At 71.7% G+C, this 20,670-nt stretch carries 17 protein-coding genes and 1 pseudogene; 5 read left to right on the forward strand and 13 right to left on the reverse strand.

All coding sequences use genetic code 11. From position 1 onward, the window contains the following. Positions 1-92: 92 nt before the first annotated feature. From WMF42_RS43670 to WMF42_RS43710, 9 genes are all read right to left on the reverse strand, one after another. A complete protein-coding gene (locus WMF42_RS43670) occupies positions 93-1,244 on the reverse strand; it encodes a methionine aminotransferase (RefSeq protein WP_437689154.1) in 1,152 nt (383 codons plus the stop codon). A 53-nt stretch (positions 1,245-1,297) separates the two neighbouring features. Continuing rightward, positions 1,298-2,134, reverse strand: coding sequence for a nicotianamine synthase family protein (locus tag WMF42_RS43675; RefSeq protein WP_061611284.1), 837 nt, complete (start codon positions 2,132-2,134; stop codon positions 1,298-1,300). Positions 2,135-2,454: 320 nt separating this feature from the next. Next, positions 2,455-4,260 (reverse strand): asparagine synthase (glutamine-hydrolyzing), encoded by a 1,806-nt coding sequence (gene asnB / locus WMF42_RS43680; protein WP_437689156.1) that lies wholly within the window; start codon positions 4,258-4,260, stop codon positions 2,455-2,457. 64 nt (positions 4,261-4,324) lie between these two features. Then, entirely contained in the window at positions 4,325-5,689 is a 1,365-nt protein-coding gene (locus WMF42_RS43685) for an MATE family efflux transporter (RefSeq protein ID WP_437689158.1), read from the reverse strand. A gap of 14 nt (positions 5,690-5,703) precedes the next feature. Then, positions 5,704-6,492, reverse strand: coding sequence for a methyltransferase (locus WMF42_RS43690; protein WP_081426862.1), 789 nt, complete (start codon positions 6,490-6,492; stop codon positions 5,704-5,706). Between the two features lie 3 nt (positions 6,493-6,495). Next, a complete protein-coding gene (locus tag WMF42_RS43695) occupies positions 6,496-7,998 on the reverse strand; it encodes a DUF3526 domain-containing protein (RefSeq protein ID WP_437689161.1) in 1,503 nt (500 codons plus the stop codon). Continuing rightward, on the reverse strand, positions 7,995-9,428 hold the full coding sequence (locus tag WMF42_RS43700; RefSeq protein WP_437689163.1) for a DUF3526 domain-containing protein: 1,434 nt from the start codon (positions 9,426-9,428) through the stop codon (positions 7,995-7,997). Before WMF42_RS43700 ends, WMF42_RS43695 begins: the two co-directional genes overlap by 4 nt. Positions 9,429-9,466: 38 nt before the next feature. Further along, the gene (locus WMF42_RS43705; RefSeq protein WP_437689164.1) at positions 9,467-11,581 is read right to left on the reverse strand and encodes a TonB-dependent receptor; all 2,115 of its coding nucleotides are present in this window, start codon (positions 11,579-11,581) and stop codon (positions 9,467-9,469) included. Continuing rightward, a complete protein-coding gene (locus WMF42_RS43710; protein WP_437689166.1) occupies positions 11,578-12,354 on the reverse strand; it encodes an ABC transporter ATP-binding protein in 777 nt (258 codons plus the stop codon). Before WMF42_RS43710 ends, WMF42_RS43705 begins: the two co-directional genes overlap by 4 nt. Before the next feature lie 392 nt (positions 12,355-12,746). Between WMF42_RS43710 and WMF42_RS43715 the strand changes: the two genes are divergently transcribed. Next, complete coding sequence (locus WMF42_RS43715) at positions 12,747-13,472, forward strand: SDR family oxidoreductase (RefSeq protein ID WP_061611277.1); 726 nt, start codon at positions 12,747-12,749, stop codon at positions 13,470-13,472. Between the two features lie 61 nt (positions 13,473-13,533). On the opposite strand, the gene WMF42_RS43720 is transcribed toward WMF42_RS43715, so the two are convergent. Together WMF42_RS43720 and WMF42_RS43725 are read right to left on the reverse strand one after the other, a co-directional pair. After that, positions 13,534-14,496 carry a class I SAM-dependent methyltransferase gene (locus WMF42_RS43720; protein WP_437689168.1) on the reverse strand — a complete coding sequence of 321 codons (963 nt, stop codon included), beginning with the start codon at positions 14,494-14,496 and terminating at the stop codon, positions 13,534-13,536. Between the two features lie 121 nt (positions 14,497-14,617). After that, on the reverse strand, positions 14,618-15,235 hold the full coding sequence (locus WMF42_RS43725) for a TetR/AcrR family transcriptional regulator (RefSeq protein WP_437689170.1): 618 nt from the start codon (positions 15,233-15,235) through the stop codon (positions 14,618-14,620). Between the two features lie 101 nt (positions 15,236-15,336). Between WMF42_RS43725 and WMF42_RS43730 the strand changes: the two genes are divergently transcribed. Continuing rightward, positions 15,337-16,077, forward strand: a complete 741-nt coding sequence (locus WMF42_RS43730) for a 3-oxoacyl-ACP reductase family protein (protein WP_061611274.1) — start codon at positions 15,337-15,339, stop codon at positions 16,075-16,077. A 120-nt stretch (positions 16,078-16,197) separates the two neighbouring features. On the opposite strand, the gene WMF42_RS43735 is transcribed toward WMF42_RS43730, so the two are convergent. Then, complete coding sequence (locus WMF42_RS43735) at positions 16,198-18,345, reverse strand: cytochrome C peroxidase (protein ID WP_437689172.1); 2,148 nt, start codon at positions 18,343-18,345, stop codon at positions 16,198-16,200. A 135-nt stretch (positions 18,346-18,480) separates the two neighbouring features. On the opposite strand from WMF42_RS43735, the pseudogene WMF42_RS43740 reads away from it, so the two are divergent. Beyond that, a pseudogene (locus tag WMF42_RS43740) lies at positions 18,481-18,636 on the forward strand (Rpn family recombination-promoting nuclease/putative transposase); the annotation flags it as partial. A gap of 104 nt (positions 18,637-18,740) precedes the next feature. After that, on the forward strand, positions 18,741-19,202 hold the full coding sequence (locus WMF42_RS43745) for a DUF4351 domain-containing protein (RefSeq protein WP_437689173.1): 462 nt from the start codon (positions 18,741-18,743) through the stop codon (positions 19,200-19,202). Positions 19,203-19,210: 8 nt separating this feature from the next. Here the strand turns inward: WMF42_RS43745 and WMF42_RS43750 are convergent, their stop codons facing one another. Next, on the reverse strand, positions 19,211-19,711 hold the full coding sequence (locus tag WMF42_RS43750) for a hypothetical protein (RefSeq protein WP_061613109.1): 501 nt from the start codon (positions 19,709-19,711) through the stop codon (positions 19,211-19,213). Between the two features lie 298 nt (positions 19,712-20,009). Here WMF42_RS43750 and WMF42_RS43755 point away from each other — a divergent pair, with 298 nt between their 5' ends. After that, positions 20,010-20,663 carry a peptidoglycan-binding protein gene (locus tag WMF42_RS43755; RefSeq protein ID WP_061613108.1) on the forward strand — a complete coding sequence of 218 codons (654 nt, stop codon included), beginning with the start codon at positions 20,010-20,012 and terminating at the stop codon, positions 20,661-20,663. The last annotated feature ends 7 nt before the right edge of the window (positions 20,664-20,670 follow it).

The following is a 20,670-nucleotide window of genomic DNA, read 5'->3' on the forward strand; positions in this document are numbered from 1 at the left end:
TCACAGCGCGGGGGGTGCGAGGCCTCGGCGAGAGGGCTGCTGTCGCTCTTCCCGGAGCGGGCGCGCGCGGGCGCCTGACGGGGCGCCGCCCCTCAGACCCGGCGCAGCCGCTCCGCCGCGCGCTCGAGCGTCTCGTCCCGCTTGGCGAAGCAGAACCGCAGGACGGGCCCGGGCTCCGCGCCGGACAGGAACGGGGAGATCGGGATCGCGGCGACGCCGTGCTCGCGGATGAGGCGCAGCGCGAAATCGGCGTCTCGCTCGGTCGTGATCTCGGAGGTGTCGACGAGCTGGAAATACGTGCCCTCGCACGGCAGCGGGCGGAACCGCGAGCCCTCGATGAGCTTCAGGAACCGGTCGCGCTTCGCCTGGTAGAAGGGGGCGAGATCGGCGACGAGCGGATCGCGCGCCACGACCTCGGCATACGCGAGCTGGATGGCCGCGTTCACCGCGAAGGTCACGAACTGGTGCACCCGCTGGATCTCGGCCGAGAGCGGCCGCGGCGCCGCGCAATAGCCCACCTTCCAGCCGGTCGTGTGGTACGTCTTTCCGAATGAGCTGATGACAACGGAGCGGTCGGCCAGCTCCGGATACCGCGCGAGGCTCTCGTGCCGTCTCCCGTCGAAGACGATGTGCTCGTACACCTCGTCGCCGACGACGAGGGCGTCAGTCCCGTCCAGCACCCGCGCGAGCTCGCGCATGTCGTCGGCCGACAGCATCGTGCCGGTCGGGTTGTGCGGCGAGTTGATGAGCAGGAGCCGGGTCCGCGGCGTGATCGCGCGCCGCACCTCGTCCCAGTCGACGCGGTAGTCCGGATAGCGGAGCGTGACGAACACGGGCGCGCCGCCGTTCAGCAGCACGGCCGGCGCGTACGAGTCGTAGCAAGGCTGGAACAGGATGACCTCGTCCCCGGGCCGGACGAACGCGGTCAGCGTGCTGAAGATGCCCTCGGTCGCGCCCGAGGTGATCGTGATCTCGGTCCCCGGGTCGTAGCGGCGGCCGTAGAGCCGCTCGATCTTCGCGGAGAGCGCCTCGCGCAGGGCCAGCACGCCCTGCATGGGGGCATACTGGTTGTGGCCGGCGCGCATGTGGCGGGCGACGGTCTCGACAAGCTCCGGCGCGCAGTCGAAATCCGGGAAGCCCTGCGACAGGTTGATGGCGCCGTGCTCGTTCGCCAGGCGCGTCATCACCGTGAAGATGCTGACGCCGGTCGACGGCAGCTTCGAGGGGATCGCAGGCGTGGTCATGATGGGCTCCTCGGCCGGGTCCTGACGGGCCGGGACCTTAGCATGTCGCCTCCTCAGCCGGCGATCCGGTCGGGCCCCGGCCGCTCCGCGAGGATGACCGAGTTGATCACCTCGTCGTGCGGATGGATCTCCAGGAGCGGCTCGAAAGGCGCCATTCCATGGATGTCGACCTCGGGGTAGAGCAGCGTGCGTAGTCGCTGCGAGCTGCGGACGAGGAGCAGCGCGCCCGGGCGCATCGCCCCGTGGAGGTGGTGGAGCAGGCGGCTCTTCTCGCGCCGGTTCATGCCGACGAGCGCGGCGAGGAACACGCAATCGAACTCCGAGAGGTCGGCGCAGGCCAGGGCGTCGGCGCAGGTGAAGCCGAGCCTGTCCGAGAGCCCGAGGCGACGCGCGAGCGCGCGGGCGTCGGCGCACGCCTCCTCGTCGACGTCGATGTTGCTGACCGGGAGGCCGAGGCGCTCGGCGAGCAGGATCGAGGTGAAGGGGAGCGGACCGGAGCCGATGAACAGCACGCGCCGCGGCAGCTCGTCGCGAACGCCCCGCAGGCCGGAGAGCTCGAGCCGGGTCAGCTTGTCGTAGTTCGCGGCGTACGGGAAGCTCCGGAGCTCGGCCGCAGGGTCGTCCGCGGCGGCGATGCGCCGCGCCCAGTGGCGCTCCAGCTCGTACTCGCCGCGCGAGCAGACGCGCCACAGGCCCTCCCGGATCGCGCTCACGGCGGGATCCCCGAGCACCTCGTCGGCCTCGCCGCGCGAGCGGGACATGGAGATGCTCACGAGCTCGCTGAACAGGTGGTTCACCCGCTGGCTCGGCGCGAGGGAGCCCATGCTCGCGAGCTCGTTGTAGATGCGGTGAATGCGCGTCGAAAGCGAAGGATCGATGACCGTGTTCATGGTGCCCTCCAGATCAGCAGAGCCGTTCGTCAGGGTCGGTGTGCCAGGGCAGGGGAGCGGCGATGCCCTCGTGAGCCGCCGGCAGGATCAGGCGCGAGCTCGCCGCGCGTGCCGTCTGATCTCGACGGCCAGGCGCGCCGCGCGCGAGGGCTCCTCCGCGCGGCTCCGGAGGCTGCTGCGCCGCGAGCGCGACGGGACCGCCGGCGCTGGCAGGCCACTTATGCGTCATGAACAACGAAATGTCAATTGCAAATGGATTGCATGTAACAGGCGCGAGGGGTGCGGCTGGGCTGTCATTTCCCGTCCCCGGGTGCCTGGGATCAGGCGGCCAGCGACGGCGCCAGATACGGGGCCTGTCGCCGGAGGATGCCCTCGGCCGTGTACAGGCGGGAGAACAGGTTGCGCGTGGCCGGGTCCGGATCTTCCCAGAGCCTCCTCAGGTATCCCGGGTCGACGAGGCCGGCGCTGCTCAGCACGCAGCCCTGATCGAAGAGGATGGCAGCCCTCTCCGTGAACGGCCTCGAGAACCACATCTCCGCGGGGATCGGGAACCCTTGCTTCTTGCGCGAGGCGATGGCCGGGGGGACGAGATCGGCGAGGGCCTGTTTGTAGATTCCCTTCTCGGAGCCGTCGAGCTGCTTCAGCTTGCCATGGAAATCGAAGGCGGCGCGGACGAGCTCGGTGCTCGCGAGCGGCGAGCGGGCCTCGACGCTGTGGCGCATGCTGATGAGGTCCATCTGCCGGAACTCGTAGGCGACGAGCCGGCCGTGGAAGTGCAGGAGCTGCACGGCCTGGAGGCTGTCGAGCGGCCAGTCGCCGTAGAGCGAGAGGATCTGGCGGTACTTGCTGGTGGTCAGCAGCGCGGCGTCGTGGTGGGGCATGAGCTGCCTCAGGTCGGTCTTCCCGGACCAGTGGAAGGTGGCGAAGTAGCGCTCGGCGAGCTCGGGGAGGGGCACGTCCGCCATCGCCCGGCCGTAGGAGTAGCCGTCGAAGATCTCGTCGGGCCCGCTCCCGGAGAAGATGACGCGCGTCTCTCGCCCGGCCTCCTCGAAGAGCCGGATGAGGCAGGGCGCCTCCTGGGACCCGAGCGGCTCGCCGGCGGTCTCGATCCACCGGTCGAGGTAAGCGCAGTACGCGGCGTCCGACAGGGTGATCTCGGTGTGCTGCGTGGCGTGCTCCCGGGCGAGCGCCCTCGAACAGGCGAACTCGTCGAAGACGCTGGTGCTCCTCGGGAGGAGCTGACCCGTGGGCTGAAAGCCGATGGAGAACGTCCTCATCGGCAGGCCGGCGCGGCGGGCCGCGGCGAGGACGGCGGTGGAGTCGATGCCGCCGCTCAGCAGGAGGCCATAGGGGACCTCGAGGTCGAACGTCCTGCGGCAGCCGTCGACCACGGCATTCCTGATCTCCTGCCGGATCGCGGGGACGTCGGTCCTCGTCAGGTCGCCCCGCGGGATCCGGTAGTAGCGCCCCGTCTCCTGGCGCTCGGGCGTCCTGGTCAGCCAGGTGCCCGACTCGAGCTTGCGGATCTGCCGGATGTGCGTGGTGCTGCCCAGGATGAAGCGGTGCGCGGTGAACTCCGCGAGGCCGTCGAGATCCCAGTCCTTCGTGCGGTAGGGGTCCTTGATCAGCGGGTCGATCTCCGAGGCGAAGACCAGGGCGTCGTCGTCCTCCCACAGGTAAACCGTCTTCTGCCCGGTGGGGTCGCAGGCGATGAGCCCCGTCTGCGTCGCGCTGTCGAACAGGGCGAAGGCGAACATGCCCTCGAGCTGCTCCACGCAGGCGAGCCCCCAGGTATCGTACGCCGCGAGGATGACCTCGGTGTCCGAGGCGGTCCTGAACGGAAACCGCGACAGCCGCGCGCGCAGGTCGCGGTGGTTGTAGATCTCGCCGTTGAAGACGAGGGTGAGGCGCTGATCGCCCGAGGTGAGCGGCATGTCCGCGCCGGGGTTCCCGGCGTCGGTGATGCGCAGCCGGTTGCTGCCGAGGAGCGCCCAGCTCGCGCATTGCACGGCGCCCCGCGCATCCGGCCCGCGGTGGTGCATCGCCTCGAGGAGCGACGCCATCTCGTCATGCTGCGCGGCGCCGATGGGCCGCTTCTTGTTGAAGATGCCAGCGATCGAACACATCGAGCACTCTCCTGGAGCTGCGACTGGACGTGATGTGACGTGACGCGCGGCCCCAGAGGGGCCGTCAGGCGGTGACGGGCTCTCGAGAGCGCGCCGGGAACGCCGCCGGCAGGAGCCTCGGGAGCGCCAGGTGGAGATAGACAGAGCGCGTCAGGCTGAACAGGAGGAAGGCCATCCAGAGCCCGTGATTTCCCCAGCGGGTCGTGAAGACAGGCCAGGTGACGAAGAAGACCAGGGTGGCGGCGAGCAGCGAGTTGCGGACGGGGGCGGCCCGGGTCGCGCCCGTGAAGACGCACTCGAGGATCATGCTCCAGAAGATCGCGACCGGGAACAGCACCATCCAGACGAAGTAACGGCCCGTCATCTGCGCGATCGACGGAAGCGGCGTGAACAGCCCGAGGATGGCCGGCTGCGCGACGGCGCAAGCGAGGCTGATCGCCAGCGCGGACAGCGACGCCGTCCAGAACGAGAGCCGGATCGTGTCGTCGAAGCGCTCCCGGGACTGTGCCCCTATCGCCTGGCCGGCGAGCATGCCCGCGGTGTTCCCGAGCCCGCCCAGCGCGCTGGAGATGACGAGCTGCATGTGCATGAGGATCGCGTTGACGGCCAGGACCTCGGGGCCGAGGAGCGCGCTCTGGCGGGTGATCCAGCCGAAGACGCCGAGCAGGCAGGTCGTGCGCACGAGGACGTCGCTGTTCACCCGCCACATGCGGGTGACGGCGTGGGGATCGACGAGGTGCCGCCAGCGTGGCTGGACGCCGCGCAGGTGGCCCTTGCGCCAGATCACAAGGAAGCCGACGAGGACCTTCGTCACCTCGGCTATCACGGTGGCCCAGGCGACGCCGCTCACCCCGAGGTCGAGCGCCGTGACGAAGGTGACGGTGAGGACGAGGTTGAGCAGGTCCATCCCGACATAGAGCAGCATCGCCCAGCGCACCTCGGCCATGCCGATGAGCCAGCCCGCGACCACGTAGCCCATCAGCGCCGCGGGAGCCCCCCAGATGCGCGCCTCGTAGTAGGCCGCCGCGTGGGGCTCGATCTGTCCGCGGGCCCCCATCAGATCGAGTCCGGCGGCCCCGATCGGGCCCTGCAGCAGCAGAAAGACGCAGCCGACCAGGCCGGCGAAGACGAGCGGGCGGAAGAGCTGCAACGCGGCCTCCTGGCGGTCCTCGGCGCCGCGCGCCTGGGCTGCGAAGCCGCTCGTGCTGGTCCGGAAGAAGCCGAGGAGCCAGTAAAGTGTGTTGAATATCTGGCTGCCGACGGCGACTCCTCCCATCGTGGCCGCGTCGCCGAAGTGCCCCATGACGGCTGTGTCGGTGGCGTTCATGATCGGCCCCGACAGGCCGGCGAGGGTCAGGGGGAGGGCGAGCTTCCAGTACGACCCGAAGCTCAAGGGCTCCGGAAGAGGCTGCGTGCGGTGCTGGGCCATCGATCCAGTCCTCGTCACAGCGTGAAGGAGAGGAGGTGTGTCAGGATCTTGTCGTAGGGAGCGGGCCAGGTCTTCCGCCTCAGGAGCTCGGGCTCGAAGCCCCGGCGCAGCGCGTGCGCCGTGATGCCCTGGAGGTTGCTGGCGTTCGAGAGCACGGTGACGACCCTGCCCCCCGGCGCGAGCAGCTCTCGAGAGGCGATCTCATCGAAGAAGCTCACCATGATCGCGGAGCCCGAGAAGTTCACCCGCGTGAGATCGGGATCGTCGGAGCGCAGCGGGTTCGCGGGCGGGTTGAAGAGGATGACGTCGGCGCGCCTCCCGGGCGGCAGCGCGGAGAAGAGGTCCGAGACCAGGAAGTGGTGCCTTTCGGGGTCGCGCGCGCCCGTGTGCCGCTCGAAGCTCGCGAGGCTCGACGCGACGCTCGCTTCATGGATGTCCATCGCGTAGATCTCGCGGGCGCCGCGCTGACGCGCGAGGACGGGCTCGACGCCCGCCCCGCACCCCATCACGACCACCGAGGCGCCCTGCACCTCGACGAGCCCGTCGTGGAGGGCATCGAAGATCACCTCGCTCGTCCCGCCGGGCACGAGGACGCCGGACGGGACGGCGAACTCGAGCCCACGATAGACGTAATCGCCTCCCAGGACCTTGGTGCCCCGGTTGACCTGCTCGATCTCCCCGGCGGAGAGCATGGGCGGCAGGGAGAGATAGAGTCGTCTGAGCGGCTCGGCGAGCGCGGCGACCTCGCGAGGGGTAAGCGCCAGACCTTGAATGTCCTCGATCCGCGGCGTTCGGTCATCCATGGCTCACGTCTCCCGTGCTTTCTCGTCGCGGGTCAGCAGCGTGCAAGGGGCGCTCGACGGCTCCTGGCCGGCGGCCGGCAGGGAAGATGCCTTGCCCGAGGCGCTCGCCTCTTCGAGCCACGGCGTCGCGTCGATGCGTCGGATGGCCCGCGGGATCATGGCGCCGAGCAGCGCGAGGACGCCGAGCAGCCCCGCGAGGCCGGCGAGGTGCAAGGGCCGCGGGGCGCCGCCGAAGCGGTGGCGCGGGACGGCGTCGATGTCGAACGCGGCGAGGCCCTCGTAGTTGAAGACGAGCGGATAGACGTACTGCTTGAGCTGCTCGTGGTAGGCGGCGATGCTGTCCCTGAAGGCGAGCGCCGTGGCCATGTCCGTGCCCGCCATCCGGTCGAGCACGAGCTCCAGCGCGAGCGGCGGCAGGACGAGGGCGGCCCGCGCTGTCCACTGCTCCCGGCGCGCGAGCGAAGCGTGGTAGTCCTCGACCTGCCGGGTGACGTGCGCGTCGCCCATCTCGTGCATGGCGTAGTACCAGGGCCAGGAGAAGCGGTCTTCCGGCACCGGGGTCCTGGCCCACTCGGGCCGGCGCGCGAAGAACGGATCGAGGGTGGCGCGCTTCGGCCGGTCCCAGCCGGCGTTCATCTCCTGCCGCTGCGCGAGGGTGAGCTCGACGCCGCCGTGGGCGGGAGAGGCCGTGATGATCGCGAGGTTGACGAGCGCGGGAACGAGCACGCACCAGGCGATCCAGACGCCCACGAGCGAGATGGCGTTCCACGCGGACGGGCGGCGCAGCGAGGCCACGAGGAACACGACGACGAACCAGAGCGCGATGTACGCGAGCGACGCGAGCGCGAAGGCGCCGGCGCGGGCGTCGAGCGGGAGGCCCAGCCAGGCGACGGCGAAGGCGAGCAGCGCGAGCGCGACGGCGGAGACCAGCGCGGCGCGCAGCGCGAGCCGGAGGGCGAGCACGCGGGACAGGCGCGTCGGCTGGGAGCAGACGAGCGGCTCCGTGCCGAGATCGTCGTCGCGCGACCGGACATCGTAGCTCACGCCGATGATGAAGAGCGGGACGAGGAAGATGAGGACGAACCCGTAGTCGAAGCTGCCGGAGAGCTGCTTGAGCGGATTGGCGATGTCCGTCTTGTAGAGCTGGGGCACGAGGCCGATGAAGCGCAGGTGCCGGCTGTACGGGTGCACGTCGCGCAGCCCTGTCGAGAGCGCCGTCCACCCGGTCGGCTCGTGCGCGACGGGCATGGCGAGGTAGTAGAGGACGAGGCCGAGATCGTCCTCCGGCGCGTGCGTCTTGCGGAGATAGCTCTCCTCCTCCCGGAGCGCTGGGTCGAGCGCCGCGATGACCTCGCGCTCGCGGGCGACGCGCGCCGCGCCGTCGACGATGGCGGCGACGCCGGCGACGAGCAGGAGGGAAGCGACGACGAGGGCTGTCCGCGCGCGGAGCATCTGGCGGAGCTCCAGGCGCGCCCGCGCGAGAAAGGGTGAGGAAAAGGAGCTCATGACGCCTCTCCGTGGCGGCGGGTGAAGCGCGCGACGGCGAGCGAGAGCGCCGCCGCCCACGCGAGCACCGCGAGGCCGGCGGGCGCCACGCGGGACAGCGCCCACGCGGCGGGAGCCTTCCTGTGCTGGAAGGGGGCGAACTCGGTCCACTCCGCCCGATCGACCCGCTGCGCCTTGTCGTTGTGCCAGTGGATCCTCGTGATGTGGAGATGGTTCAGGTGCTGGATGAAGGCGTAGCGGTACGCCTCGGCCTGCTCCTCGAAATCGACGAGGTGGTGGGCGTCGGTGCCGGCGACCCCCATCGAGAACGACCGGATCGCGAGCAGCGGCGTGAACAGGCCGGCGCGGAGCGCGAGCGCGTCCTGGGCGCGGTGCGCCTCGAACAGGCGCGTGTAGTAATCGTTGAACACAGCCGTCGTGACCTTCTCCCCCTCGCGCATCACGACGCCGCCGTAGTTGACCGGGAGGTCTTCGACGCGCGACGCGCCGTGCTCGGCCAGCGTGCGGCGCCGGAGCTCCTGGAAATGGGGGTTGCTGGGATCGTGGCTGTCTCCGACGTCGCGGATCGCGCGCGCGAGGTCGAGCTCGACCTGGGCGCGCGAGGGCGTCGGGTGGAGGCGGCTCGCGGCCTGGGTGGCGAGCCGCGGCACGACGATCCAGAGCGCGACCCACAGGCCGAGGAGCGTCAGGAGGGCGCCCTGAGCGCGGCGGTGGAACGACGAGACGAGCACGCCGAGCGCCGTGCAGGCCGTCAGATAAACGGCGTATCCGCCCGCGAGCGCGGCCGCGCGGAGCATCGTGTCCCGGGAGGCGTCGAGCACGCCCGTGAGAAGGGCGCCCGCGATCGCGAGCGCGAGGAGCGGCGCGAGCCACAGCGCGACGGCGAGCAGCGTCCCGAGGACCTTGCCGGCGAGGAGGACGCGCGCGTCGACGCCCTGGGAGACGGCGAGGCGCCATGTCCCCGACTCGCGCTCTCCGGCGACGCTGGCGAACGTCATGCAGAAGATGAGCAGCGGGAGCAGCACCTGGAGGACGAAGGCGGCGCTCGGGGTGCCGAAGCGCGCGAGCTCGCTCGACTGCGCGGCCTCGCTGAAGCCCAGCGCGTTGCGCTGGTGCGGCTCGAGGAAGATCGAGGTGCCGGCGAAGGACTCGAGCCCGGGATCGAAGAAGCCGAGGGGGCTCGGGGCGCGGAAGGCGAAGGTGCCGTAATGGGCGGCGCGGTGCGGGTGGCGATCGGGCTGATCGACCCACTGGCGGTGGACAAGCTCCTGGAAGGCCGCGCGCTGGCGGGCCTCTCCGGTGTGCCGCGCCGCCTCGAGAAGGAAGGCGGCGACGAGGAGCGCCGCGACGAGCGCGGCGGCGATGCGGACGGTGCGGTTGCGCAGCGCGCGGATGGCCTCGTGCCGCGCCGCTGTCGAGAGGGCTCTCATGCGCTGACTCCCTGTGGGTCTCGTCGGACCGCGGCGTCTCAGAAGCTCAGGGTGCCAGTCACGTACGCCGAGCGAGCGCCGCCCGGGTTGTGCTGGGCCCCGGCGGCGCCGAAGTCCTTGTACCAGATGGACGTGTCGTACGACCGGTCGAGCAGGTTGTGCACCTCGACGCCGAGCGCGATCGACTCGGACACGTCGTGGGCCGCGCTCGCGTTGATGACGACGTAGTCGCCGACCTTCCGCGAGCCGTTCTCCTCGGTATGGTTCTCCTTGTTCAGGTGGTAATCGCCCTGCGCGTAGCACCAGAGCGAGACGAGCAGCTCCTGCGTGGGGTGAACGTCGACGCCGGCCTTCGCGCTGAAGCTCGGGACGTGGTCGAGCTCCTTGCCCTTGTTCGCGGCGAGCGCCGGGCCCGGCTCGACCTGCTCGGAGATGGCGCGGCTGAACGCGCCCCACACGGAGAGGAAATCGAACGGGCGCAGCGTGAGCTCGACGTCGAAGCCGCGGCGCAGCGTCTTGCCGACGTTCTCGGCGTCGCCGGAGCCGTCGCCCTTGTCCCGCACCTCGCCGCTCGCGCGCTGCTCCCAGTACGCGACATGGCCCTTGAGCCAGGGAAAGACGCTCGACCGGTAGCCGACCTCCCAGCCGTCGTTGATCGACGGCTCGAGCGGCGTGCCCTGGGTGGCGTAGGCACCCTTGCCCGTGCCGATCTGGAATGAGCGGCCGTAATTGGCATACACGCTCTGCCCCTTCACCGGCGTCACCATGACGCTCGCCTTGGGCTGCCAGATGAAGCCGTAATCGTTGAGGCCGTGGTCCACCCTGCGGGGCGCCTCGCCCTCGGGCTGCTCGAGGAAGCTGCCCGAGCCGGCCAGGCGGTCGGCCCGCAGCGCGGCCACGAGCTTGATCGGCTCGAGCGGGCGCGCGCTCGCCTGCAGATACGAGCCGACGGCGTGAATATCGAAGTCCTCATCGCGGAACGCGGCGCCCTGCCGCGCGCGGTCCACGGTGGGGATGCGCTGGTATCGGTTGGCCTGGAGCTGGTAATCGGCGCCCCACTCGACGGTGAGGTCGAGCGCCCGCGGCTCGCGCGCCCGGTAGGTGAGCACCGAGATCGCGCCGTATTGCCGGTCGTCCTCGATCCGGAGCTGCTGATCGAGATCGGCGTCGAACTTCACCCAGCGATCCCGCAGGAACGCCTGCCCATAGCCCTTGAGCTGCCAGGACAGCCCCTCGGTGAGCTCTCGATCCACATGGACGCTCGCGTGGAGGGTCGCCTGACGTCCGCCGTCGGTCGCTGAATGAGCGGGCGAGGCCGTCGGGCGCGCGCGCGCGTCTTCCGCGGACAGGTAGCCCGGGGCGTCCGCGTCGAGGAGCATGCCGCGCACGATGAGCCCGACCCGGAGCTGCCTGGACGGCTCGTAGAACCACTTGGCCGAGCCGGCGACCTTGTCGCTGCGCGCGTGATCGCGGTAGCTGTCCGAGCCGCGGTAGCCCGCGAAATAGGTCTGGCTCAGCGCGCCGCGCTCGTCGGCGACGAGCACCTGGGGCTCCACGGTCCAGAAGCTCCCGGCGAGGAGCCGGGCGATGCGCTCGTTCCCGGTCTTGCGGGTGACGACGTGGATGTTGCCGGCGACGTTGTTGAGCCCATAGCGCGGGTCGTTCGTGCCCTTGACGACCTCGATCCGCTCGATCTCGAGCGGAAACACGGCCTTCATGTCGGGGAGGCCGACGTGGTGGTTGCTGGGGATGCCGTCGATGAGGAGCTTCGTGTGGGCGACGTCGCCCTGCGTGTTGAAGCCGCGGAGCCCGACGTCGGCGTTGATGATGCCCTGGTTGAAGGACTCGACGTAGACCGCCGGCACGCGCCGGAGCAGCTCGAGCGGCTCGGCGGTGCTCTGATTCTGGATCTCCTCGCCGCCGAGGATGTCGACAGAGGTCACGACGTCGGCGCTGTCGAGCGGCCCGATCCGCTGGCCGATGACGACGACCTCCTCGCCGAGCGCGGGCGAGGCCTCCGGCGCCGCTGTCTCGGCGGCGCCCGCCGGCGCGGGGGCTGCTGCGGCGGTGGCTTCCGCCGCCGCGGCGGCGCGGGCAGTGAGGAGCGCGGCGAGCGCGGTCGCGAGCCGGGGTGTGTGCGCGCGCGGGGTCATGACAGCGCCTCCGGCGCGGGCGCGGCGGACGCGCCGTGGCGCGCGGGGAGCTCGGGAGTCGCGCCGCCGGGAGGGTCGAAGTGGCGGCGGTACAGCGAGAGGATGTCGGCCTCGGACAGGCCGGCGGCGCGCGCGACCTCGACAAGCCGGCCGGCCTTCATGACGCCGATCCGGTGCGCGATGCTCGCGACGGCGCCGAGGTCGTGGGTCACCATCAGCACCGCGGCGCCGCGATCGCCCTCGCGCCGGATCGCCGCGCAGAGATCGCGGACCGCGCCGGGATCCAGGCCCGAGGTCGGCTCGTCGAGGAGCAGCGCGCCGGCGTTCTTCGCCTGCGACAGGGCGAGGACCACCTTCTGCCGCATGCCCTTGGAGTACCCGCTCGCCGGCCGGTGCACGGCGCCCTCGGGCAGCCCGGCCGCGGTGAGCAGCCGCGAGAGCGCCGCGGCGGGAGGCACGTGCGCCTGCGACAGGCCGAGGAAATACGCGAGGTTCTCGCAGCCGGTGAGGTGCGGATACAGCCGCACCTGCTCCGGGACATAGGCGATCTTCCGCCGCGCCGCGATCGGGTCGGGCTCCACGTGGACGGAGGCCACGTACGCCGCGCCGGAGGAGGGCCTTGCGAACCCGAGGAACAGGCTCAGCGTTGTCGTCTTGCCCGCGCCGTTCGGGCCGAGGAGGCAGAACACCTCGCCGGCCGGGACCTCGAGATCGAGCGCGTCGAGGGCGGGGACGCCCCCGTAGGACTTCGAAAGCTTCTTTGCCGTGAGCATGACAGTGCCGCCGGGGCCATCGCCGCCGGCGGCGCACCGTATGCGATCGGTCCAACTGAAAGTCAATTGCAAATGTGATGCATCTACATCCCGATGACATGTATGCCCTGTCGATGCGGCGCAGGCCCCGGACCGGGCGATCCTCTCCCTGACGACGCGGCACGCGGCGTGTTCGCCGGCGCCTCGCGGCGTGTCCGTGAGCTCCGGACGATCGTCAGGGCCACCCCGGGGCGCGAGGGCGACCGTGCGCAGGCGTGGCTGCACGACGGCGCTCCGCCCGAGCCTGCCTACCGGCTGCGCGCCGGCGAGCCGCGCCCGTGATACGGTGCCCGCGGCCGGCGCGGGGGAGCGGCGCTTCGTTCCACGCTGCGCGCGGCGGAGAGGGGGAGACCGTGCGCCTGAAGGACAAGATCGCGCTCATCACCGGGGCGAGCAGGGGAATCGGGAGGGCCAGCGCGCTCGCGCTGGGCCGCGAGGGGGCCGTCGTTGTCGGCGTCGCGCGCACCGCGGCGGACCTGGGCGCGCTCGAGCGCGAGCTCCGCGCGGCGGGCGGCCGCGCGCTGATGATCGAGGCCGACGTCACCCGCGCCGCCTCCGTGGCCGCGTGCGTGGAGCGGGCGATCCGCGAGCTCGGGCGGATTGACATCCTCGTCAACAACGCGGGCGTCGGCGGCTACCGGCCCTTCCTCGAGTGGTCGGAGGACGACTACGACCGCATCATGGCGACGAACATGAAGGGGACCTGGCTGTTCTGCCGCGAGGTCATCCCCCACATGCGCCGCCAGGGGGGCGGCCACATCGTCAACGTCGCCAGCGTCGCCGGCCTCCAGGGCTATCCGAACGAGGCCATCTACTGTGCCTCCAAGTTCGCGCAGGTCGGCCTGACGCAGGCGCTCGACCGCGAGTTCTGGCAGGAGAACATCAAGGTGAGCGCCGTCTGTCCGGGCGGCGTCGAGACCCACTTCGCGCTCGGCGACGGCCGCACCGCGGGCTCCGAGCGCATGCAGGGCTTCTCCACCGCCGAGGACGTGGCCGAGGCCGTCGTCCTCGCCGCCCTCCCCCGGGACCGCTCGCGCATCGTGCAGATCGTCCTGCGCCCGATGAACGAGGCGACATAGCGCCGCCATCCACCGTGGGCCGCCGGCGAACACCCTCTCCAGGGGCCGGGCGTCCGGGCAATCACGGATTCCGGTACACGTGCCCCTGCAGGTGCCTGCTCGACGGCGGCGACGGCTTCGTCCCCGACACAACGTATCCGACGCTCCCGCCCGCGCTCGCGTGCGTCCCCCTGGCGATCGCCTCCGCGGTCCTCCGCGCTGCCCCCATCGCCGCCGCCCAGCAGCCCTCGAACTCCTGCTCCTCGCCTCCGCCGGCGAGGAAATACCGATGCGTATCGCCCCGGCTCCAGATCCAGAGCTCGCGCCGCGCGAAGTCGGCGATCTCCTCCACCGTCGCCCGTTGCTCCGACGATCTGTAGGGAGGCAGCGCGACGTTCGCCTTGTCGTTGAGGTAGACCTGGATATCGGTGAGGCCGTGTCTGGCGAAGAGCTCGGGGATGAGCTCTCCCAGGGAGTTGTGCCCTTCGCCCAGGGCCGCCTTGCCGCGCTCGCACAGGAGCTGGAAGCGCACGAGGGCGAGGGTCTCGTCCACAGGCGCATGCAGCACGGCCGCGCTCAGCAGGGCGCCCGCCAGGTTGTTCGGCTCGGCCACCGCGACGAGCCCGCCCGGCCTCGTGACGCGGACCATCTCGGCGAGCATCGCGCCCGGATCCGCCGCGTGGATCAGCACCGTCTGGCACGTCACGAGATCGAACGTGTCGCCCTCGAACGGCAGCGCCTCGGCGACCCCGACCTGGTAGCGAAACCGATCCGCGTCCCCGCGCGCCGCCGCGCGCTCGGCGGCCTTCTCGACCCACACGGGGTCGCGGTCGACGCCGGTGATGCGCGCCGCCCTCGGCAGCACGCCGCCGAGCACGCGCCCCCAGTGCCCGACGCCGCACCCGACGTCGAGCACCGCGCGCACGCGGCTCAGGCCCCATCGCCGCGCGAGCAGCTCGACGTAATCGGGGTTCCACCAGCTATCGCGCGTATCGCCGAAGTACTCGGCCGAATGCGAGGGGTGCGCGACGAACTCATTTCCCATGACAACGCACCTCGTGCGGGCCTCACCGAAGCGTCGAACGACCTCAACGTATCGCCGCCGCCGGCCTCGACGCAACTCGACACAAGCGCCGCGCCGGCGCGCTCGCCCGCCCAGATACCGCTCAGACAGCGGCGCGCGGCCTGGCCAGCACGTCCCAGGCGGCCATGGCGCAGTCGACGATCGCCTGGAGCACCTCGCGCGGGGCGCCGTCGCGGGCCTGCAGCGAGAGGCCGCCGAGGACGGTCGTGTAGAAGGCGGCGAGCGCCGCCGTGTCCGTGCCCGCCGGCACGTCGCCCTCGGCGACGCCGCGCTCCAGCCGGCGCTGGAGCTCGCCCAGCGCGCTCCGCCGGACCTCGGCGAGGTGGCAGCGCACGGCCTTGCTCTCCGGCGTGCCGAGCGTCGCCGCGAGCACGATCATGCAGCCGCTCGGCTTGCCCGGGCTCACGTAGGCCTCCGCGTTGCTGCGCAGCATCGCCTCGATCGCCCTGCGCGCCGTCGGCTCCTCGCGCATCGCGCGGCTCGCCGCCGCGCCCTCGACCTCGTTGTAGAGCGCCACCGCCTCGCGAAACAGCTCCTCCTTGCAGCCGAACGCGGCGTACAGGCTCGGCGAGTTGATGCCCATCGCGGCCGTGAGATCGCTGAGCGACGTGCCCTCGTAGCCCCGCTCCCAGAACACCTCCATCGCCCGCCGCAAGGCCGCGGCCCTGTCGAAGCTGCGCGGGCGCCCCCGTCCCGCCATCACCCGGACCTTTCTGTGTCGATCACTAAATAAATAGGTTGACCTCCGTTCACGCGGCAGAGTATACATTGTGTATCGATCGGCACAGAAAAGAGGTAAACATGCTGGAGCTTGCGGGCAAGGTGGCGCTGGTGACCGGGGGCAGCCGCGGGATTGGCGCGGGGATCGTCAGGAGGCTGGCGCGGGGCGGGGCGGACGTGGCGCTGACGTACGTGAGCGGCGCGGACAGGGCGCGCGCGGTTGTCGGCGAGGTCGAGGCGGCGGGCCGGCGGGGGCTGGCGATCGCGGCGGACAGCGCGGATCCGGCGGCGGTTGTCGGCGCGGTCGAGCGGACGGCGGCCGAGCTTGGCCGGATCGACATCCTCGTCAACAACGCCGGCATCGCGCTGATGGGGCCGCTCGAGGACGTGACGCTCGACGACGTGGACCGGACCCTGGCGATCCACGTGAAGGCCGTCTTCCTCGCCTCGCAGGCCGCGGCGCGGCGCATGGGCGCTGGCGGGCGCATCATCAGCATCGGGAGCTGCCTTGCCGAGCGGGCGCCGGGGCCGGGCACCACCCTCTACTCGATGAGCAAGGCCGCGCTCGTGGGGCTCACGAAGGGCCTCGCCCGCGACCTCGGGGCGCGCGGCATCACCGCCAACCTCGTCCAGCCTGGCCCCATCGACACGGACATGAACCCGGCCCACGGCCCGGGTGCGGACCAGCAGCGGAGCCTTCTCGCGGTCCCGCATTACGGCAGCGTCGACGACATCGCTGCCACGGTCGCTCACCTCGCCGGCGAGGGCGGTCGCTTCATCACGGGCGCGACGATCGCTGTCGACGGCGGGTTCGCGGCCTGAGGTCGCCACGGCGTGGGCGCTCCGTCGCGGTGATCCTGGTCGGGATCATCGGCCTGAAGCTCGTCGACGGCTGACCCGCGCTGTCCCAATCCACGCGCGGGCGCGCGGCCGTCACGCGGATCAAAGCGACTCCAGGTAGGTGGCCAGCGCGCGCCGGTCGTCGGCCGACAGGTGCGCTGTGTGGCCCATGGTGTCGCCGACCCCCTCGATCAGCGCCAGCAGCGTCGGGTAGCGGCCGTCGTGGTAGTACGGCGCGGACCGGCCGACGAAGCGCAGCGAGGGCGTCTCGAAGGCGCGCGCGGCGTCGAAGCGGGTCGCGCTCCGCACGTCGTGGCGGGCGCCGTCGGTGGTCAGCTCGTCGCCGAGGTGGCAGCTCGAGCAGCCCGCCTCGGTGCTGTGGAAGAGCGCGTCGCCGCGCGCGGCGAGGTCGGCGCGCGCGGCGGCTTCGCCCAGGGGAGCGCCGCTGGCGGCGGGCGGCGGCGCCACGGTCACGGCGCGCTCCTCGGCCGCGAGGGCCGCCGCCTCGCCGGGCGGCGCCATGCCGCGGAGGTAGGCGAAGAGCGCGTCGCGCTCGTCCGGGCGCAGGCCGCTGCCGCCGAGCCGCGACAGGGTCCTGGCGAAGTGGCCCTCCAGGTCCTTCTTGTCGCCTTCCCATCCGTACGGCGCGCTGCCGTCGAGCCGCCCCATCAGCATGGGCGTCTGGCGCGGGCCTTCCGGCGTCGACCAGGTGAGCGCGTCGTCGCGGCCGTCGGGGTGGCAGCTCGCGCAGGCGCGGCCGTCGAACGCGGTGCGCCGGCCGCCAGCCGCATGGAAGAGCCGCTGGCCCTCCGCGCGCCGCTCGTCGAGGCGCGACGCCCGGGGCAGGACGATGACCGGCAGCTCGCCTGTGATCTCCTTGCTGGGGGCGCGGTGCTCGGTCGGCCCCGGATCGCGGGCGGCGGGCAGGATCGTCAGCTCGCCGTCGAACCGGGAGAAGACCACGGCGCGCCGGCGCGCGCTGTCCACGGCGATGGCCGTGGGCCCGGCGCCCACGCGGGCGCGGAAGAGCTCCCGATCCCGCACCGACCCGACCCGCGGCGGCTGGCCGGGGATCTGCGCGCGCGCGTCGTAGGCGATCACCTCGTCGCGGCCGAGGCAGGTGACGAGCAGGACCTGCTCGCCGGGCTCGATCGCGGCCGCGCGCGGGAGCTGGCAGCCGAGCGTCCCGAGGTGGCTCGAGACGGGCGGGACGTCCGCGCGCTCGCCCTTCGCATCGACGACAGCGATGTGCTCGATCACCGTCTGGGCGCGCGCGCCGCCGTAACCGCCGCCGCGCGCCTCCGGCCCCGGATCCACGAGCGCGATGGGCGCGAAGACAGCGCCGCCCGGCGCGCGCGCCAGCGCGAAGCCCTGCGAGCCGCGGCGGGCGACGCGCGACGATGGGCGGTGCCCCAGGGCGGGCGCGCTGCCGAGCGGCGCGAAGGCCGCGCTTCGCGCGGACGCGCTCGGCATGGGCGAGGCCGGGATGAAGTCGATGGAGCTAGATTTTTTGGACAAGGTCGGCTGTACGCGCCACTCCACCCCGTCGGTCGAGAGCTCCCGCGCTTCGGTCGGCGCGCCGCCTTCGCCGAGCGAGATGACGCTGACGCGGCCGCCCACCGCGTGGGACACGAACGCGCGCTGGCCGTCCGCGGACGCGACGACCGCGCTGGGATCGCGCGCGAGCGGGAGCTCGCCGAGCGGCCTGAGGTCGGCGGTGGCGAAGCTGGTGAGCGCGTGGCCCCACCGGCTCGCGACGAGCAGCGTCGCGCGGTCCGGCGTCATCGCGAGCCCCACCGGCTCGCTCGCCACCGGCACGAGGCAGCGCCGCGCGAGCGGCGCGGCGGCGTCGACGGGCTCGAGCACCTCGAGCAGGCCGCGGTCGCGCAGCGAGGCCACGACCCGCCCGTCGCCGAGCACGATCACCTGGGCGGGCCGGCCCGCGAGCGGCGTGCGCGCGATCGCGGAGCGGGCGTCGAGGTCGACGGTGTGCAGGGCGGCGTCGTCCTCGTCGGCGACGAAGGCGAGCGTGCGGCCGCCGAGGCCCGCGAGGGCGACGCCGGAGCCGGCGTGGGTCGGGTCGAGCGGCGCCGGCGCTGGGCCGGCGCCGCGGCGGGCGCAGGGGGGAGCGGGCGGCGGTGCGGCGAGGGCGGCGGCGGGTGGCGCGAGCGGCGCGGGCGCCGGGTCGCGCGAGCCGGGGCTGCAGGCGAGCAGGAGGACGGCGACGGCGGTCGGGGCGGCGGCTCTCATGCCGGGATCATCGGGCGAGCGGGAGAGAGTGTGACAGGCGCTCTCCGGCGCAATCTCGGATCACGGCGTCGACATCCCCGGAACTCAAAGATGGAGCCTCGCCGCCGCGCGCCGCGGCCGCGGGGTGCCATCCCCATGACGCCGACACCTCATGACGCCCTGTTCAAGTCCACGTTCAGCCAGCCGGAGCACGCCGCCGCGGCGCTCCGGCAGGTGTTGCCCGCTGCCCTGGCCGCCCGCATCGACTTCGCGTCGCTGGCGCTGCAGTCCGGCAGCTTCATCGACGAGGAGCTCGCCGCCAGCCAGAGCGACCTGCTCTTCTCCGCCAGGCTCGCGGAAGCGCCGCTGTTCATCTACGTGCTCTTCGAGCACCTACGTGCTCTTCGAGCACCTACGTGCTCTTCGAGCACCAGAGCACGACGCACCCGCTCATGGCCTTTCGGCTGCTCGAGTACATGGTCCGCGAGGTGCGCGGCGCCCCCGGCGGCGGGGCTGCGCTGTCGCGCGTGTGGCGGTATATCTTGAACATCGCCGACCCGGCCCAGCCAAGGGAGCTGCTGCAGCGGCTGCTCGTGGCGGCGGGGCCGGAGGCCGAGGAGGAGATCGTGACCATCGCAGACTGCCTTCGCGAGCAGGGCCGCCAGGCGGGCGAGCGGGAGGGCCGCCTGGCGGGCGAGCGTGACGGCCGCCTGGAAGGGCAGCGAAGCACGCTGCTCAAGCAGCTCCGGCTGCGCTTCGGCGAGCTGCCCGAGCCGGTCGTGGCGCGCGTCCGCGCCGCCGACGCCGCGCAGATCGAAGGGTGGACCGAGCGCGTCCTCTCCTCGCCCACGCTCGACGATTGCCTGACCGAGCGCTGAGCGACCCCTCAGGCGGGCTGCCAGTCGTCTGCGTCGAACTGAGGGAACGAGATCTTGCAGGTCCCCGGATCGATCCCCGAGATCAGGGCTTGACCGTTCTGATCGAGCAATCCCTCGCGAATCGATTGGTCGGGCAGCTCGATACGGTATTTCTTGAACGGGACAGGCTGCGGCGGGTTCCCGTCGTCCATGAGCTGAATCCCGACCCAGGTCTTGTCCTCCCTGGCCGGAGGCTCAGGCTGGCCAGGCTCGATCACCTCCGGCGGCCCGATGGGCGCGCCGGAAGAGGTGTACGGCATCCGGTAGGCGTAGAGACTCCCGTCGAGGAGCGCTCCCCGCAGCCGCGCCGCGAGCCCCCTCGGATCGAGCGCGGGTCCCGTCGACACCGGGAAACCTAGCGCCTCGCCAATCTCGGTGAGGATCGCCCGGCCGTGGACGGCGTCGGCGAGCCACCCCTCCAGCCGCCACGCCGCTTCCAGCGCTGGAAGCTCCCTGGCTCCGTCCGGCAACGGCGCATCGTACCGACGCGCGAACCACACTTTTTCAGGGAAGCAGCCGAAGCCCCAGCGGTGGCCCATTGCGTCCTCAGTTCGCCCCGAGCCTCCACGTCATCACGCCGCATGGGGCGCGTCAAGGCGCGACACCGGCGCGGGTACAGGCACGATGACCGCCCACGTCCGGTCGCCCTCCGCTCTCCGCGCCGCTCGCCGCTCGCGCCGACCTGCTCACGGCGCTTGAGGGCGCCGCTGCGTCGCGGTACGATGCTGAACCATCATTGGATTGCGGGTGTTCGCTCCTGGAGGAACGATGCCTCACCAGCACATCGTCAAACAGGGAGAATGCCTCTCGAGCATCGCTCCCAGATACGGGTTCTCCGACTGGCGAGTCATCTACAACCACCCTGACAACGCCGAGTTCAAGCAGCGGCGCCCCAACCCGAACCTCATCTATCCGGGCGACGTGCTCGTCATCCCCGACATGGCGCCGAAGGCGGTCGAGGTCCCGACGGGCGGGAAGCACGTCTTCACGGTCAAGGTCCCGAAGACGGTGCTCCGCCTCCTCCTCGAGATCGAGGAGCCGTTCGCGTACGAGCTGAAATACCGCGACGTGGTCGTCAGCGGCACGACGGACGGCAAGAGCCCGATCGAGCACCCCATCCCCGCCGATCTGGAGGGCGCGGAGCTCGCGGCCTGGCCGGACACGCCGGGCAACGAGGAGGCGCGCGCCGGCGGGGTCATCTGGGCGCTGCAGCTCGGTCACCTCGATCCGATCGAGGCCGCGAGCGGCGTGCAGGGTCGCCTCAAGAACCTCGGCTATTTCTCGCGCGAGGTGGACGGCAAGGACGGGCCCGAGCTGGCGAACGCGCTGGCGTGGTACCAGTCGGCGTCGGGCCTTAAGCCGACCGGGATCCTCGACGACGCGACGCGCGCGGAGCTTCAGAAACGCCACGACGGCGCGTGACGAGAAG

Source organism: Sorangium sp. So ce176 (assembly GCF_051519835.1).
Lineage (GTDB): Bacteria > Myxococcota_A > Polyangia > Polyangiales > Polyangiaceae > Sorangium > Sorangium cellulosum_G.

Bases quoted from the DNA above. Each gene is read 5' to 3' on its own strand.
- WMF42_RS43710 (WP_437689166.1), bottom strand. From the start codon at position 12,354: ATGCTCACGGCAAAGAAGCTTTCGAAGTCCTACGGGGGCGTCCCCGCC.
- WMF42_RS43695 (WP_437689161.1), bottom strand. From the start codon at position 7,998: ATGAGCTCCTTTTCCTCACCCTTTCTCGCGCGGGCGCGCCTGGAGCTC.
- WMF42_RS43705 (WP_437689164.1), bottom strand. From the start codon at position 11,581: ATGACCCCGCGCGCGCACACACCCCGGCTCGCGACCGCGCTCGCCGCG.
- WMF42_RS43720 (WP_437689168.1), bottom strand. From the start codon at position 14,496: ATGGGAAATGAGTTCGTCGCGCACCCCTCGCATTCGGCCGAGTACTTC.
- WMF42_RS43735 (WP_437689172.1), bottom strand. From the start codon at position 18,345: ATGAGAGCCGCCGCCCCGACCGCCGTCGCCGTCCTCCTGCTCGCCTGC.
- WMF42_RS43675 (WP_061611284.1), bottom strand. From the start codon at position 2,134: ATGAACACGGTCATCGATCCTTCGCTTTCGACGCGCATTCACCGCATC.
- WMF42_RS43730 (WP_061611274.1), top strand. From the start codon at position 15,337: ATGCTGGAGCTTGCGGGCAAGGTGGCGCTGGTGACCGGGGGCAGCCGC.
- WMF42_RS43725 (WP_437689170.1), bottom strand. From the start codon at position 15,235: ATGGCGGGACGGGGGCGCCCGCGCAGCTTCGACAGGGCCGCGGCCTTG.
- WMF42_RS43690 (WP_081426862.1), bottom strand. From the start codon at position 6,492: ATGGATGACCGAACGCCGCGGATCGAGGACATTCAAGGTCTGGCGCTT.
- WMF42_RS43685 (WP_437689158.1), bottom strand. From the start codon at position 5,689: ATGGCCCAGCACCGCACGCAGCCTCTTCCGGAGCCCTTGAGCTTCGGG.
- WMF42_RS43700 (WP_437689163.1), bottom strand. From the start codon at position 9,428: ATGAGAGCCCTCTCGACAGCGGCGCGGCACGAGGCCATCCGCGCGCTG.
- WMF42_RS43755 (WP_061613108.1), top strand. From the start codon at position 20,010: ATGCCTCACCAGCACATCGTCAAACAGGGAGAATGCCTCTCGAGCATC.
- WMF42_RS43670 (WP_437689154.1), bottom strand. From the start codon at position 1,244: ATGACCACGCCTGCGATCCCCTCGAAGCTGCCGTCGACCGGCGTCAGC.
- asnB (WP_437689156.1), bottom strand. From the start codon at position 4,260: ATGTGTTCGATCGCTGGCATCTTCAACAAGAAGCGGCCCATCGGCGCC.